Below are 14,944 nucleotides of genomic sequence, written 5' to 3'. Positions count from 1 at the left end.
ATTCCTGCTTCGACCCGCGCTCGCGGGCCCGCGTTTCCGGGCCCGCGCCGAACACAGGACAGCTCCCCGTGACCGCTCCCCGCATCGTCTACCTCAACGGCCAGTTCCTCCCCTACGAGGAGGCGCGCGTGCCGATCATGGACCGCGGCTTCCTGTTCGCCGACGGCATCTACGAGGTCTCGGCGATCATCGACGGCAAGCTCGTCGACAACGCCGCGCACCTCGCGCGCCTCGACCGCTCGCTCGGCGAGATCGGCATCCGCAACCCGCACGACGCGGCGGGCTGGGAGCGCCTGCAGACCGAGCTCGTCGCCCGCAACGGCGTCACCGAGGGGCTCGTCTACATGCAGGTGACCCGCGGGGTGGCCGAGCGCGACTTCGCCTTCCCGAAGGCCGGCACCGAGCCCACCGTGGTGATGTTCACGCAGGCCAAGACCGTGCTCGCTAACCCGCTCGCCGAGAGCGGCGCCCGGGTGATCACCGTCGAGGACCTGCGCTGGAAGCGGCGGGACATCAAGTCGGTGGCCCTGCTGGCGCAGGTGCTCGCCAAGCAGCAGGCGGCCGAGGCCGGCGTCGCCGAGGCCTGGATGGTCGAGGACGGCGCGGTCACCGAGGGCTCCTCCTCGACTGCGTTCATCATCAGCCGCGACCGCGTGCTCGTGACCCGGCCGCTCTCCACGGCGCTCCTGCCGGGCATCACCCGGGCCTCGGTGTTGCGCCTCGCGCAGGAGGCCGACCTGCGGATCGAGGAGCGGCTGATCCCGGTGAACGAGGTCTACGCGGCGCAGGAGGCCTTCTACACCAGCGCCTCGGCCTTCGTGATGCCGGTGGTCGAGATCGACGGGCGCGCGATCGGCGAGGGGCGGCCGGGCGCGCTGACCCGGCGCCTGCGCGAGCTCTACATCGAGGCCGCCCGCCAGGGTTGAGGCCGCTCTATCCCGTCCACAGGACGGGACGTCGGACCCCGCCGCGGACAGGAACGGATCCCGTTCCCGGCTGTTCCTCCCCGAATTCGTGTCTCGAATCGGGGAGGCCCTCGTGCCGAACAAGACCCTGCTCGCCGCCCTCGCGACGACCTTGGCGGCGACCGTCGCGGCAGTACCCGCCGGCGCCCAGACGACCAGTCCGGCCCCGGCGCCGCCCGAGCGCGTTCGCCCGAACGCGGACGCGCCGCCGCAGGACCAGTCGCTCAGCGACAAGCTCCAGAAGAACGACGGCGTGATCAAGCCGCCGGATTCCGGCACGACCGGCACTGTGGTGAAGCCCGATCAGTCCGGCTCCATGCCGGTGATCAAGCCGCACGAACTGCCCGGTCGCGACCCCGGTACCGAGGCCAAGTAAGCCGGTCGTGACCGGCTCCGGCCGACCGCCATGCGGTCCGAACATGCGGCCCCTTGCTTGATTTCGTTGCCCGGATCGCGGAAACGGCTCACGACGTACGTTGCCTGCACCCGTGGGCGGCGCCGTCCCGGTTTCCGTCGCGGGTAAGCAGGCAGGCATGGCCAACGTCGTCGTTGTGGGCGCCCAGTGGGGCGACGAGGGCAAGGGCAAGATCGTCGACTGGCTCTCCGAGCAGGCCGACATCGTGGTCCGTTTCCAGGGCGGCCATAACGCCGGCCACACGCTCGTCATCGACGGCGTGACCTACAAGCTGGCGCTGCTGCCGTCGGGCGTCGTCCGCGGCGGCAAGCTCTCGGTCATCGGCAACGGTGTCGTGGTCGATCCCTGGCACCTGATCGACGAGATCGAGCGGATCAAGGCGCAGGGCGTGGACGTCTCGCCGTCTTCCCTGCGGATCGCCGACAACGCGACGCTGATCCTGCCGCTCCACCGCGAGCTGGATCATTTCCGCGAGACGGCCAATGCCGGACTGAAGATCGGCACGACCAAGCGCGGCATCGGGCCGGCCTACGAGGACAAGGTCGGCCGCCGCGCGATCCGGGTCGTCGACCTCGCCGACCCCGACGCGCTGCCGGCCAAGATCGAGCGCGTGCTGACCCACCACAACGCCCTTCGGCGCGGCCTCGGGATCGACGAGGTGAATGCCGAGGCGCTGCTGACCGAGCTGAAGGCGATCGCGCCGAAGATCCTGCCCTTCGCCGACACCGTGTGGTCGCTGCTCGACGAGGAGCGCCGGGCCGGCAAGCGCATCCTGTTCGAGGGCGCGCAGGGTGCGCTGCTCGACGTCGACCACGGCACCTACCCGTTCGTGACCTCCTCCAACATCGTGGCCGCGCAGGCGGCGACGGGCTCGGGCCTCGGCCCGGGCGCGATCGGCTACGTCCTGGGCATCGCCAAGGCGTACACGACCCGCGTCGGCGAGGGACCGTTCCCCACCGAGCTGTTCGACGAGATCGGCGAGACCATCGGCAGCCGCGGGCGCGAGTTCGGCGTCAATACCGGGCGCAAGCGCCGCTGCGGCTGGTTCGACGCCGTGCTGGTGCGCCAGACGGTCCGGACCTCCGGCATCCACGGCATCGCGCTGACCAAGCTCGACATCCTCGACGGCTTCGAAGAGATCCGCGTCTGCACCGGCTACATGCTGGACGGCCAGCCGATCGACCATCTGCCGGCGAGCCAGGCCGCGCAGGCCCGGATCGAGCCGGTCTACGAGGTGATCCCGGGCTGGTCGGAGACGACCGCGGGGGCCCGGTCCTGGGCGGATCTGCCCGCGCAGGCGATCAAGTACGTGCGCCGGATCGAGGAGCTGATCGGGGCGCCGGTGGCGCTGCTGTCGACCTCGCCCGAGCGCGACGACACGATCCTCATGCACAACCCGTTCGAGGATTGACCCTTCGCGCGCTATCCCGTTGACGACGCGTGTTTTCGGCGGCCCTGCCTGTATCCAGTCCGCGCGGGCTTGATCTAGAACGGGCTGGCGGCCGGGCGGTCCGTATCGCGATCCGCCCGCCGTCTCGAAGGCAACCGGCGCGCGGGCCCTGATCCCGCGCGGCGGGATACGACAAACCGGCCGACGGCCGCGACCGGACCTGTCGGGCGGGCGCGGACCTCGGTCCCCGGCCTCCGACCGGCGTTGCCGGACGGCGGCCGAAGGGGCGGACCAGAGTATCATGGCCGATTACTACCCGCTTCTGGCCCGCGCGCTCGACGCGCTGCCGGACCGAACGCCCGCCCTGCGCAAGGCGGTCTACGACCGCGCGCGCAACGCCCTGATCAGCCAGTTGCGCTCCCTCGATCCGCCGCTGTCGGAGGCCGATATCGATCTCGAGCGCCGGGCGCTCGACGCCGCGATCGAGCGGCTCGAGGTCGATCACGGCGGCCTCCCGGCCCCCGCCAACGATGCCGCGCAGGCGCCCGGGACGCCCGCTCCGGCCACGGTTTCGGCGCCGCCACCAGCACCGGCCGTGCCCGCACCCGCCGCGCCAGAACCCGCCGTCCCAGAGCCGATCGTCCCCGCGGCGACGGAGCCGGAGATCCCGGAGCCGTCCCCGCCGGAGCCGGGATCCGGTCCCGCGCTGGCGCCCATCCTCCCGTCGGCGAAGCCGCCCTTCGCGGTGGCGGCCCGCGACGGGGATCGGGAGGCCGAGGACGGGCCGCGCGAGGCACCGATCCCGATCGCGCCGCCGCGCCCGGGCACGCCGCAGACGGCCGCGCCCGACACGGCCCCGCCGGTTGCCGAGACGTCCGGCGCTGGGACGTTTGCCGCCGAGGCGCCCGCCGTCGACGACCCTGACGCCGAGGCGGCCGAGGGCGCGGGCGGGCGTCAGCGTCCGCGGATCGAGGTGGTCCCCCCGCGCACCGGTCGGTCGCGCGTGCTGCGCAACGTCTTCGTGGGCGGTGTCCTGGCTGTGGTGATCGGCCTGATCGCCGTCGCGGCCTTCCTGCTGCGCGACCGGCCGCAGAACCTGCCGTCGAGCGGCACGGAGACCGCGGACACGCAGCAGCCGGAAGGCGAGACCAAGTTCGGCGATCGGGTCGGCGGCGACGCCGCCCCGGCCCCCAAGGCCCCGACGCGCGTCGAGAACGGCGCGCCGGCACGGGCCGCGGCCACGCCCGCACCGGCCGACGCGGGCGTCGCGGTCGCGCAGAGGGCGGAACTCGTCGAGGAGGCGACGGGGGCCGAGGGCGGTCAGCCGACCGTGACGCCGGGGCGGGTGACGTGGCGGCTCGAGACCGTCAACGGGGATCAGGGGCAGCCGGTCCAGAACGCCGTCGTCGCCACCGTGACCATTCCGGATGCCGGCCTGACGCTGGTGATGACCATCCAGCGCAATCTCGACGCGACCCTGCCGGCTTCCCACACGGTGAGCTTGGCCTTCAGCCAGAGCGGCAGCAACGCCGCGTCCAGAACCGTCCAGGATGTCGGGTTGCTCCAGGCCAAGGACGAGCAGAGCGCCCGCGGCTCGCCGGTCTCGGGCCTGCCGGTTCGGGTCCGCGACAACCTGTTCCTGATCGGCCTGTCGTCGCTGCAGAACGACGTCGAGCGCAACACCGACCTGCTCCTCCACCGGAACTGGTTCGACATCGCGCTGCGCTACACGTCCGGCCGCCGGGCGGTGCTGACCTTCGAGAAGGGCGCCGCCGGCGCCCAGGTGATGCAGAACGCCTTCGACGCCTGGCAGTGATCGGTCGACGGCGCCCGCCGTCCGAGCCCCGACCCGAACCGGCGGGCTCGGCGCGTCGCGCGCCGGGCGCGCGGCTCAGCGGGCCTCGATGCCGGTCCGGGGCAGCTCGCGGCTCGCGATGTTGCGCTTGACCGCTTCCTGCACCTTCTCGAAGGCGCGGACCTCAATCTGCCGGACGCGTTCGCGAGACACGCCGAACTCGCCGGAGAGATCCTCCAGGGTGATCGGGTCCTCGGCGAGGCGCCGGGCCTCGAAGATGCGGCGCTCGCGCGGATTGAGCACACCGAGGGCGTCCTTGAGCGCGGAGAGGCGGTTCTGACCCTCCTGCTCCCGCGCCAGCACGGTCTCCTGGCTCGGGCTGTTGTCCACGAGCCAGTCCTGCCACTCGCCCTCGCCCTCCTCGCGCAGGGGCGCGTTGAGCGACGTGTCGCCGGACAGGCGCCGGTTCATGTCGATCACGTCCTGCTCGGGCACGCCGAGACGGGTGGCGATCTGCTTCACCTGATCGGGCTTGAGGTCACCCTCGTCGAGGGCCGAGATCTTGCCCTTGGCCTTGCGCAGGTTGAAGAACAGCTTCTTCTGGTTCGCGGTCGTGCCCATCTTCACGAGCGACCACGAGCGCAGGATGTATTCCTGGATCGCCGCCTTGATCCACCACATCGCGTAGGTGGCCAGACGGAAGCCCTTGTCGGGATCGAAGCGCTTGACCGCCTGCATGAGGCCGACATTGCCCTCCGACACGACTTCGCCGATGGGCAGGCCGTAGCCGCGGTAGCCCATGGCGATCTTGGCGACCAGGCGCAGGTGCGACGTCACGAGGCGGTGCGCGGCCTCGCGGTCGCCGGCGTCGCGCCAGGCCTTCGCCAGCGTGAACTCTTCCGACGGCTCCAGCATCGGGAACTTGCGAATCTCGTCGAGGTAGCGCGAGAGGCCACCTTCGTTGGCGAGCACGGGCAGCGTACCGGCCATGGCATTCTCCTGGACCTTATGTCCCCCTGTCGGGCGGACGCGACGGACAACAGTGCCGTCCACTCGGGCCGCTCTTGAGCCGACCCTGCCGGCCCCCCATCTCGTACGGGACGCCGGGGAGCCGGTCGCGGTCGATGACACCCACGTCGTCAACAACGCGCCACCGGCGATTTTGGTCGTACCATGTCACGATGTGACGCGGTACGGCGTGATCTTTCGCACGCCGCGACGCGGCGGTTACGGGCGCGGCGGCCCGTCCTCTTCCGCCCTCAGCGCCTGCACCAGCGCGGCCATATCGGGCGGTAGCGGGCTCTCGAACCGCAGCGTCGCGTCGGTCCGCGGGTGGCTGAAGCCGAGCAGTTCCGCGTGGAGTGCCTGGCGCCCGAGCGCCGCGAGGGCGGCGCGGGCCTCCGGCGTCAGGCGGGCCGCCTTGGTCCGGAAGGCGCCGCCGTAGACCGTGTCCCCGAGCAGGGGGTGTCCGCGATGGGCGAGATGCACGCGGATCTGGTGGGTGCGGCCCGTCTCCAGGCGGCACCTTACGAGGGCGGCCTCGCGATACGCCTCGGCCACGGCGTAGTGGGTGACGGCGTGGCGCCCGCTCGCGTCCGAGACGACGGCGATCTTCTCCCGGTGGAAGCGCGACCGCGCGAGGCTTGCCTGGATCGTCCCGGCCCGCGGCTGGGGCAGGCCCCAGACGACGGCGGCGTAGGCGCGTTCCAGCGGTCCGGACCGGCCGTGATCGGCGAACTGGGCGGTGAGGCCCTGGTGGGCCACGTCGTTCTTGGCGACGACGATCAGGCCGCTCGTGTCCTTGTCGAGGCGGTGGACGATGCCGGGCCGGCGGACGCCGCCGATGCCCGACAGGCTGGCCCCGCAATGGGCGATCAGGGCGTTGACCAGCGTGCCGCTCTCGTGGCCCGGGGCGGGATGGACCACGAGGCCGGCGGGCTTGTCGATGACGATCAGGTCGTCGTCCTCGTGGACGATCGGCAGATCCGCGGCCTCGGCCACCGGCTCCGCCGGGGCTGCCGGGGGCACCGTGAGCACGATGCGCGCGCCCGCGGCGACCTTGGCGGCCGGGTCGAGCGCCGGGAGACCGTCCCGCTGAACCTGGCCGGTGCGGATCAGATCCTGCAGCCGGGCCCGGGACAGATCCGGGAACAGCGCGACCAGCGCCCGGTCGAGCCGCACGCCTCCCTCGGCCACGATCCCGGCCCGCTCGTCCTGCACGTTGTCCACCACGACCGCTATTCGCCCCCGATCTGACCCGCTGCGGCGGATTTCCTGACGAAGGCACTTGCTCCCCCGCCGAGTGGTGGCTATAGCAGCCCCGCGCCGCCGGAAAGCTCCCATCGTCTAGCGGTCTAGGACGTCGCCCTCTCACGGCGAAAACAGGGGTTCGATTCCCCTTGGGAGCGCCAGCGCGCTGGCAGTCACCAGAATCTGCGAACTTTCTCCGAGAAACCTGATCGCGCGGAAAGCCCGTCTCGTTCCGTGCGCGCTCCGCGCCCTCGAGGCACGCGCGTCGTCCAGCCGCTGAGCTTCTTTACAGGCAATGGTTTGCGCCGGCCCAGTCGCGACCTCCCGAGGGCTAGGAAGCTCCGGCGGGACGGGGCCGGGTGTCCCGCCTCACCAGAACCAGATGGCGCGTCCGGCCACCGCGTAGATGACGAACCAGAGGCCGATGGCGAGGGTGACAGCCGCCACGACAAGGGCCGGATGAGGCCTCATGCGGGTGCGGCCGGGACTAGCGTTGGCGATCTGATCCATGAGCGAGGCGGACGGCATCTCCGGCCGAACGCATGCCCGAAGGCTGCTCGCCCGGGGCGCTCGGGGCCCCGTGAATGCGGTCGGCGACAACGGTGCCTTACGACCAACATCCGCCGTCGCTGTCCTCATCAAAAGATGCCTTCGCGCCGATCGGATTGCCTGCTCAGCGCGTCGTGCGAATCTCCGATCGATCGCTGCCGAACGTCGCAGCCTGTGATCGGCGGGGATATCGGGGATGGAACGCGATCCCCCCGACATAGGATGTTGCGCGGCGCAACCCATTAACACGGCGCGACTTTCCGCCGGGCATGATCGCACGATGCCTCAGCCTGCGAGTTCGCGATGCATTTCAGGATCCAAGCCACCGGACAGCATCTCTGGACCTGGGTGCTCCTCGACGAGACCGAGATGACGGTGGCCGAATCCGACCGGTCGTTTCCCTCCCGGACGCAGGCCTCGGCGGCGGCTCTGGCCTTCGCGAAGCTGGTCGCGCGCGCCAGCCGCTCGCTGAACGGGGGCGCGTCGAGCGGCCTGCTGTAGGTGATCGCGTCCGCTGAATCTCCGCTGCGGGTTCTCGCGCCGCGGCCGCGACCGATAAGCGCCAGCGCTCCTTCATGCAAGCGAGCAGATGGACGGTCCGCATGCATCCCTCGCGATCCGACTGGGTGCGCGCGTTGCCCATGCAGGCATCCATTCCCAGGCGCAACAATTGACGATCGACGTCCATCGTGCGGGCGCAGGAGAAGATCGGCTGAAAGCCCTCGAACCGGCTGACCTGCCAGAAGATCGCGACGAACGCCGTCAAGCAGAAGCCGAAGACCATTAGTCGGCTATCGTAGAACCCGTGCCTACGCTCTCGGTTGTCGACGCCGCGCACGCGCATCCCTGTCCTCATCGCGCAGTCGTATGCCATCGTATCACGGACGGTTCCGCCCTGGCACAGGCGGGCCCCGCCACTCGGCGGGTGGCGTCGCGCGGGAAACACGCGGAAAACGGGATCTGGACTATGCGCCGCGGTCACCTCATCGCCCTGTGCCTCGCGCTGAATGCAGCTCGCGCATGGGCCCTGGATGCGCGAACGGCTCCTCCCGCGCACGAACCGGAGCGGCCTCGTCCTGCCGAGAATGGCAGACAGTGGCGCAATTCGAGCGACGCGCGATCCGACGCGAATGCGGCGGCGACCCTGCCGAGCGGCAGCGTCGCGAGTCTCGACCAGCTGGCGGACCCGGTCGACAGCCCGCTCGTCGCCAAGTTCAGGGCCGTCCTGGCGACATACGATGATTTCGCCGCCCACGGTGATGGCAAGGCGTGGACAGAATCCGCGGACGTGTGTCCCGCCATCAACGCCGCGTCGGCCTTCCTTGACGCCCGCGGAGGCGGGACCCTGGTCCTGCCTCCCGGCGTCGCCCGATGCGCGACGTCGCTGCGCGCGCCCAACATGTCCCGCATCAAGATCATCGGCCAGGGCGCAGGCGCCTTCTCCATCGCGGGAACCGAGCTGAAATGGGTCGGAGCGCTCGGTCTCGCGATGCTCGATCTTCGGAGCATGACACCCCAGACACCGGTGACCGCCGTGACGCTCTCGGACCTGACGCTGAACGGGAATGGACGAGCGAAGACCGGACTGCTGGTGCGCGGGCTGAAGAACTCCAGGGTCGACATCATGGTGCGGGACACGACCGGTCCGGGCGTCGATATCGACGTCGACGAGGCTCGTGGTCCCCTCACCAAGGGCCTCCTCACGGGATCCGTCTGGGCGGCGTTCACACCCGGTTCCGGCGGCCGGAGCGGGACCTACTCCGGTGTTTCCCTGGTCAGCGCCGGCATCGACACAGGAGAGGGCGCCAAAGCGACGATCACGGTCAAGGACGGGTCCGTGTCCACCATCGACGTTACGGAAGGTGGATCGAATTACGTGTTGGGCGATGTCCTGACTGTCCGGCCTTCCGACATCGGTGGGACGCGGGACGTGACCATCACCGTCGCCAACTCCGGCAACGCCGCGTCCTCGTTCCTCGATACGTCGCAGAACGAGTGGAAGCTGCGCGTGACGCAGCAGGGCAGAGCGAGCCTGCGCGCGCAGGGCGTCCGCATCGGCCCTGGATCGCCTTGGCTCGACACCAACTCGAGTCAGTGGATCAACGTTCTGACGCTGACCCAAGAGGGAACAGGGTTCGAGATCGGCAACGCCGATACCAACGAGTTCATCTTCATCCGCGCCGATCGCGAAGGACGGACCGGAATCGGGATCGACCTGAAGGCCGGAGCCTGGACGTCGCCGTCCGCCGCGCGGGCCAATCGCTTCGGTACGATCTCCGCCACGGGTGGCCTGGTCGCGCGCGGGGGCGCTCGGCCGAGCGTCAGAAATGTCGTGGCCAAGTACAATACCGAGAGCGGTGAGGCGCCGCCGAAATGGGAAGATGGTGCGGGCGTCAATATTACCGATGACAGCGGCCAGCCCATCGGGAATACGGGCTTTACGACGAACCTCGCGCGAACCGTCTACACGCCCGTCGTCGCCCGCGGTGGTACAGCCGCCGCGACTGTTTCGGCAACGGCCGATTACCGCCGATTTGGTCGCGAGATCCTCGGCATCCGGCTCGACGTCAAGGTGGTCGGCGGCTCGGGCTACATCACCGCATCGCTTCCCTGCCTGCCGTTCAAGGATACGGTCCTGACAGGATTCGACCGGGCGACCGGTCGATCCGTGCAGGGACGGATCGGTTTCGCCGATCCGAAAGTCTACATCTACAGCATGGACGGGACGGTGCCGGCGACCGCCAATGCCCAGCCTCTGCTCACCGGCGATCTGGAATGCAAGGATTGACGCCCAAGCCAGCTTCCATGATCGCGGTCTGAAGTCGGCCGCAAAGCTCGCTTCCTGCGAGCGGGGAAGACCCGTCGATCAGATCTTACGCCCCGGAGGCAGGACAGTTCGGGCCAGTTCCTCGCCATCCGCGCTGCGGCGAAGCACGATGGTCTGCTCCACGTCTTTGCGCAGCGGTGGAAAGAACGCGTATGTGAAGCCGTGATGCGCGTTGCCGATACCCGCCTCGCGTAGATCCGGACGAAATTTGCCCGCGATGACCGTATTGATGGTTGATTGATTGACGACGATGGCGATCACGGTCGGTGAGTGAGGGGTGGACGGCGTGAAGGCCCAGCCGCGGATCCGGCTGTGGTCGGCCTCGTCGATGAAGCCCTGCAGCGATACGGGATCATGCCCTCCCGGCGACGCGGGCGTGCCGTGAGCCGGTGCAGATCCGGTCTGTGTCACCGCACCCATCGACAAGGCGGCGCGGGCGAAACCGCTTCGTCCTTCGGCAAGACCGTTCTGCAGAAAGTGGAGCAGCGGATTCTGTTCCGCAACAGCAACGTCCGGGTTCGCGGCCAGATAGCCTGTCGTGCTGAAACCTGGGCTCGGGTCACGCCCTTCCTTCCAGCCATGTTCGAGGAAGTGTTTCAGCGGATCCAGGCCGGCTTCGCGGACATCGGGGTTGCGATCAAGGTAGTAGGCCGGGTCGAAGCCGGGGAGCGGGTTGCCGAACAGGGGGCGGCGCTGATTGGATGAGAGGGGCAATCGGAACTTCATGGGCCATCCGAGCACGTCAGGGCTCGTGCTCGGTCTACCATTGCGGGTGAGGCCGCAAGCCCGGCGAACCGATTTCGAGCTGGCACGAAAGTCTCAGCGTCAGATGTGTCGCTGGCTCGCGGCGCGAGTTCGATCTTGAACCCCGCAGCTTCCGCGGGCTTCCGCGCTACGTCGATAGCTCCGCGTGTCGGTGGCTCGCTCCAGCCGCGCGCGTTGATCGTTCGCGGGGGACCGGATCCGATCCTCGCCATGCGCGATGGAGTGGAGGCGCGGTATTGCGAAGCGTCCGCCGCAGGCCATCGCGCATCGAGGCTGGTGGGTGCCGGGCCATCACCGGATCGAGACGTGATCTACATGCCTGTCCGCGGTGCGTTTTCCGGTTGACGTCTGGCTACGATATGGAAGCCGAGTTCCGGATTGGCGTGTGCGTCCCAGTCGTAGGCGCGGGGATTGCCCGAACCACGCGGATAGTCGCGAAGCTGGAACGGGCTCTGGACCGGGTCAAGTCCTGACGCCGCGAAGGCGGTCTCCCACCAAGTGCGATCGCGGATCGTCGCGTGAAACTCGTGACCCGCCGCGTCGCAATCCGCGAAGGTCGCGATGGAGGCCACCACGACTCCGCCCGGTCTCAGGTGCTGGTGGATCGAATGCAGCAGTGTGGGCAGGTCCGATTCCGGTATGTGCTCGAACAACTCCCAGGCCGTCACCAGATCGAACTGCTGGACCGCGCCGGCGCCGTCCTCGACGCGAAACGGGAAACGTACGTCGGCAGTGAACAGCCGGTCCGGAATGGTGCGCCACTCGGCGCGCTGCTCCTTCCGCGACCAGTCCGAGCCCTCGATCCCGATCGAGAAATGTCCGCGCCGTGTGAAATCCCAGACGAGCCCTCCGCCAGCCGAACCGATATCGAGGTGACGCAAGGGGAAACCGAAATAGGTTTCGCACGCCGCGACGAAGCGGGGCGAGCGCGTGTTGTCAGCGGCTGTGCCTCGCGGAAACAGATGGTCGGGCGTGTCGCCGGCAAGCGGGTTCGCTGTCGCGACACGCAAGTCGACTGGTTCGACCGCGCTTCCTCTGATCAAGGTCTCCAAGATATCTCGCTGCCGATCCTCGCATTCGAGGACGAATCGATCGAATCGAGCCTTAAAGTTATTCCAATTGATCGAGTCATAATAGCAGTGTGTCTGCAGCGCCGAGATGCGTCCCAAGAGATCGTCGAGCTTGGCGTCGATGGCCGCGACCCGATCGGAGAGTGGGAGGTCGGGCTGCTCGATAGTCGTCGCGCGAGCCGCGTCGCTGTTGTCCACCAACCCACTCCGTTAACGCGCACGAGCCCAACAGAACGACAGGCGTGATCGCGCATCTCCACTGTTCAGAGATATCCTAAGCCAAGCGGAGAGAGAAATACATTCATGTGAGGATTTCGTCGGAGCCGCCTGTGGACGAATCGCTGTATAATTGGGAAATTTCGCGCAGAAGTTAGTGTTTCAGATCGGACTCTTATATTATGAGGCTGCTGACAACAACTCCGAGTTGATTTATGTCCGGGTTGCGCGGGGATGCTGTCATTGTGATTGGGCGCGCCGGATGGCCGACGGCATGGGACATCGGCGACGTATCCATTACCGGCCCGGGCGAAGGCGCCGCTGAGATCCGATAGGCTTTCGATCAGACTGCGCGGTGCGTGGCGCGCGAGGTCCCGTCAGTCGACACGTGCAGGCTCACGAGATTGTGCCTCTCCGCGTGCGCCAGATCTCGCGATCCGAGCGCTCGACCGCGTTCCGATCGCTGGATGAACCATCGACCAGCTACCGCGCGAGACGGATTTCGGCGCCCTGTGTTCGCTCTTCACGCGGGATACTCGATCCGTCGGTCGCTCGAGTAGCGTTAATTTCAGCCCGTCCCGTCGAACGCGCACCGATTGTCAGGACGTTCTTGCGGACCGGAGTTTTGCCGTATACCCCACATCGGAGAGCCAACGCGCGATCGAGGGCCGGGGGGATGCCGCTGGTTGTCATCTTAGCCGCCCTGTGCGGCGGACTGGCTGTGCTTGCCTTTGGCTGGCAAACTTTCGGCTTCTACACGGTAATACTCGCGTCCTGTGTCGCCAGTGCAGCCGCCGTACTGGTGGGTGGCGGACTCGCGCTCCTGAAGGTCGCGAGGTCCCGGACTTCGCAGGATCCGGCGAAGATCTTCGACATCGACAGGCTCACGAGCGGCGACCGCAGCGACTTTCGGCTCGTTCCGCGGCGCCTCTACTTCGATATCGAGCACGGTCGCGAGATCATCAAGGACGAGATCGGCATCGAGGCCACGAGCATCGACCAGGCGCTCGACGACGCCCGGAGCGTGATCCGGGACATGGTCCAGGAGCTCGCCGACGAGGGCTACGCGGAGGACTGGGTGCTGGTGGTGCGCGATGCCAGAGGGGCTTCGGTCGCGCGCCTGCCCATCGAGCGGACGCCCGCGCAGACACGGCCCGACCGCCGCTCCGCCTGATCGATCGGGGGCGGCGTTCGCGTCCCCGCGATTGCTGGCTCGCGACCATGGCCCAGCATCCTGCGCTGGCCACCGGAGTCGCGCGTGTGTCAGCGCTCGCCCAGCTCGTGAAGCAGGCGGTCGCGGGCGCGGCTGACCCGGCTCTTCACCGTGCCCGGCGGGCACCCGATCACGGAGGCCGCGGCCTCGTAGGCAAGACCGTCGACGGCCACGAGGATCAGCGCCTCGCGATAGGCCGGGTCGAGCCGGTCGATCGCGGCCCGGACCTCCTTCAGACCCATGCTGTGCTCCTGGGCGGCCGGTTCGGAGAGGGTGACGGCGTGCGCGCCGTCGGGATCGGGGACCTCGAAGCGTCGCTTGCGTCGTCCGTTGATGAAGCCGTTGCGCAAGATCGTGAACAGCCAGGCCACCAGGCTCGTGCCGGGCTGGAAGCGCTGCCGGTGCTCCCACGCCTGGAGCAGCGTGAACTGCACGAGATCGTCGGCCTCGACACCGTCGAACGTCAGCGACAGGGCGTAGCGGCGCAGGCGCGGCACCAGGGCGATCAGATCGTCCTTGAAAGCACCGGGAACCTGCCGTTCGGACTCGGCGGCATCCAGGGCCGCGGACAGGCGGCCCAGCACGCCGGCCAGCCGTGAGCTCATTTCGATCGGTGCAACTTCTGAATAGTACTGGCGCAGCCGATGACCGAGTTGCGCCTGGATATACGAGATGACGGGATCGGACGCGACGGCCGGATCGCGCTCTTCGACAGCGGGCTTCACGGTGAAGCTCTGGGCTCGATGGGGTGGAGACAGCGTCGCGACGGGCACGACATCTCTCGGGAGGGCTGCGAACTTATCTCTGGTTGATCTCGACGACGTCAATGATGCAGGTATACCAGTGAAAATCGCGGATCGGGCGGAACCTGCTTGCGCGCAACCCGTTTGTGCCCCGCTGCGACGGGCGCGGCGTCGAGGCGGCGGGGACCGGACGGATCGTGACGGCGGGTGTCGACAGGCATGAGCTCCGGCAGATCATCGCCGGCCTGAGCGAGGGCGTGATCCTGGTCGAGCCCGACCAGACCATCGCCTACGCCAACGCGGCCGCCCTGGCGATGCACGGTGCCGAGAGCCTCGACGAGCTCGGCCCCACCGTCGACGCCTATCGCGACCGCTTCTGCCTCCGCTACCGCAACCACATCACGTCCAACCAGTACCCGATCGAGCGCGTGATCGCTGGCGAGCGCTTCCACGACGTGGTGGTCGAGGTGCGGCGGGCCGACAAGCCCGACATGGACTTCGTGCACTCGCTGCGCAGCCTCGTGGCCACGGACCGCGACGGCAACCCGAGCTGCCTCGCGCTGATCCTGAAGGACGTCTCCGACCAGTTCGAGGCCGAGGAGCGGTTCGAGCGCACCTTCAACGCCAACCCGGCCCCGGCCGTGATCACGCGGCTGTCCGACCTGCGCCACGTCAGGGTCAATCTCGGCTTCCTGGAGATGACCGGCCACACCCGCGACGCCGTCATCGGCCGCAGCGTCTACGAA

15 protein-coding genes and 1 tRNA gene are annotated in these 14,944 nt (G+C 68.5%); 10 read left to right on the top strand and 6 right to left on the bottom strand.

The genetic code is table 11. The features are described from left to right. Positions 1-68: 68 nt before the first annotated feature. The 4 genes from BM419_RS04675 (at position 69) to BM419_RS04660 (ending at position 4,586) form a co-directional block, all read left to right on the top strand. Positions 69-926, top strand: a complete 858-nt coding sequence (locus tag BM419_RS04675; RefSeq protein ID WP_091925035.1) for a D-amino-acid transaminase — start codon at positions 69-71, stop codon at positions 924-926. 112 nt (positions 927-1,038) lie between these two features. Next, complete coding sequence (locus BM419_RS04670) at positions 1,039-1,341, top strand: hypothetical protein (RefSeq protein ID WP_020092845.1); 303 nt, start codon at positions 1,039-1,041, stop codon at positions 1,339-1,341. Between the two features lie 157 nt (positions 1,342-1,498). Continuing rightward, a complete protein-coding gene (locus BM419_RS04665; RefSeq protein ID WP_091925032.1) occupies positions 1,499-2,791 on the top strand; it encodes an adenylosuccinate synthase in 1,293 nt (430 codons plus the stop codon). A gap of 280 nt (positions 2,792-3,071) precedes the next feature. After that, complete coding sequence (locus tag BM419_RS04660) at positions 3,072-4,586, top strand: histidine kinase (RefSeq protein ID WP_091925029.1); 1,515 nt, start codon at positions 3,072-3,074, stop codon at positions 4,584-4,586. A 75-nt stretch (positions 4,587-4,661) separates the two neighbouring features. On the opposite strand, the gene rpoH is transcribed toward BM419_RS04660, so the two are convergent. Together rpoH and BM419_RS04650 are read right to left on the bottom strand one after the other, a co-directional pair. Then, positions 4,662-5,555 carry an RNA polymerase sigma factor RpoH gene (gene rpoH, locus BM419_RS04655; RefSeq protein WP_042672026.1) on the bottom strand — a complete coding sequence of 298 codons (894 nt, stop codon included), beginning with the start codon at positions 5,553-5,555 and terminating at the stop codon, positions 4,662-4,664. A 237-nt stretch (positions 5,556-5,792) separates the two neighbouring features. After that, positions 5,793-6,797 (bottom strand): RluA family pseudouridine synthase, encoded by a 1,005-nt coding sequence (locus BM419_RS04650; protein WP_175556270.1) that lies wholly within the window; start codon positions 6,795-6,797, stop codon positions 5,793-5,795. Positions 6,798-6,900: 103 nt separating this feature from the next. On the opposite strand from BM419_RS04650, the gene BM419_RS04645 reads away from it, so the two are divergent. Beyond that, positions 6,901-6,976 (top strand) — tRNA-Glu (locus BM419_RS04645). A gap of 208 nt (positions 6,977-7,184) precedes the next feature. Here BM419_RS04645 and BM419_RS32275 read toward each other — a convergent pair. Further along, complete coding sequence (locus BM419_RS32275) at positions 7,185-7,325, bottom strand: hypothetical protein (RefSeq protein ID WP_175556269.1); 141 nt, start codon at positions 7,323-7,325, stop codon at positions 7,185-7,187. Between the two features lie 342 nt (positions 7,326-7,667). Between BM419_RS32275 and BM419_RS04640 the strand changes: the two genes are divergently transcribed. The 3 genes from BM419_RS04640 (at position 7,668) to BM419_RS04630 (ending at position 10,152) form a co-directional block, all read left to right on the top strand. Beyond that, on the top strand, positions 7,668-7,865 hold the full coding sequence (locus tag BM419_RS04640; RefSeq protein ID WP_020096365.1) for a hypothetical protein: 198 nt from the start codon (positions 7,668-7,670) through the stop codon (positions 7,863-7,865). A gap of 88 nt (positions 7,866-7,953) precedes the next feature. Further along, positions 7,954-8,151: a hypothetical protein gene (locus BM419_RS32270; protein WP_175556268.1), complete on the top strand. Its 198-nt coding sequence runs from the start codon at positions 7,954-7,956 to the stop codon at positions 8,149-8,151. Between the two features lie 180 nt (positions 8,152-8,331). Further along, positions 8,332-10,152: a hypothetical protein gene (locus tag BM419_RS04630; protein ID WP_091925025.1), complete on the top strand. Its 1,821-nt coding sequence runs from the start codon at positions 8,332-8,334 to the stop codon at positions 10,150-10,152. Between the two features lie 78 nt (positions 10,153-10,230). Here the strand turns inward: BM419_RS04630 and BM419_RS33350 are convergent, their stop codons facing one another. Both BM419_RS33350 and BM419_RS04620 read right to left on the bottom strand, forming a co-directional pair. After that, a complete protein-coding gene (locus BM419_RS33350) occupies positions 10,231-10,917 on the bottom strand; it encodes a hypothetical protein (RefSeq protein WP_175556267.1) in 687 nt (228 codons plus the stop codon). A gap of 350 nt (positions 10,918-11,267) precedes the next feature. Next, complete coding sequence (locus tag BM419_RS04620; RefSeq protein ID WP_175556266.1) at positions 11,268-12,224, bottom strand: class I SAM-dependent methyltransferase; 957 nt, start codon at positions 12,222-12,224, stop codon at positions 11,268-11,270. A 694-nt stretch (positions 12,225-12,918) separates the two neighbouring features. Between BM419_RS04620 and BM419_RS04615 the strand changes: the two genes are divergently transcribed. Beyond that, a complete protein-coding gene (locus tag BM419_RS04615) occupies positions 12,919-13,416 on the top strand; it encodes a DUF6894 family protein (protein ID WP_082557884.1) in 498 nt (165 codons plus the stop codon). A gap of 89 nt (positions 13,417-13,505) precedes the next feature. Here the strand turns inward: BM419_RS04615 and BM419_RS04610 are convergent, their stop codons facing one another. Beyond that, complete coding sequence (locus tag BM419_RS04610) at positions 13,506-14,228, bottom strand: sigma-70 family RNA polymerase sigma factor (RefSeq protein ID WP_244540696.1); 723 nt, start codon at positions 14,226-14,228, stop codon at positions 13,506-13,508. Between the two features lie 167 nt (positions 14,229-14,395). Between BM419_RS04610 and BM419_RS04605 the strand changes: the two genes are divergently transcribed. Further along, positions 14,396-14,944 (top strand): PAS domain-containing protein (locus tag BM419_RS04605; RefSeq protein ID WP_139257047.1); only part of this gene is annotated, 549 nt, incomplete at its 3' end.

Origin of the sequence: Methylobacterium sp. yr668 (assembly GCF_900116245.1) — a bacterium.
Taxonomy (GTDB): Bacteria; Pseudomonadota; Alphaproteobacteria; order Rhizobiales; family Beijerinckiaceae; genus Methylobacterium.
The sequence above is the reverse complement of the archived record's forward strand: the minus strand, read 5'-3'. Positions and strand labels throughout refer to the sequence as shown.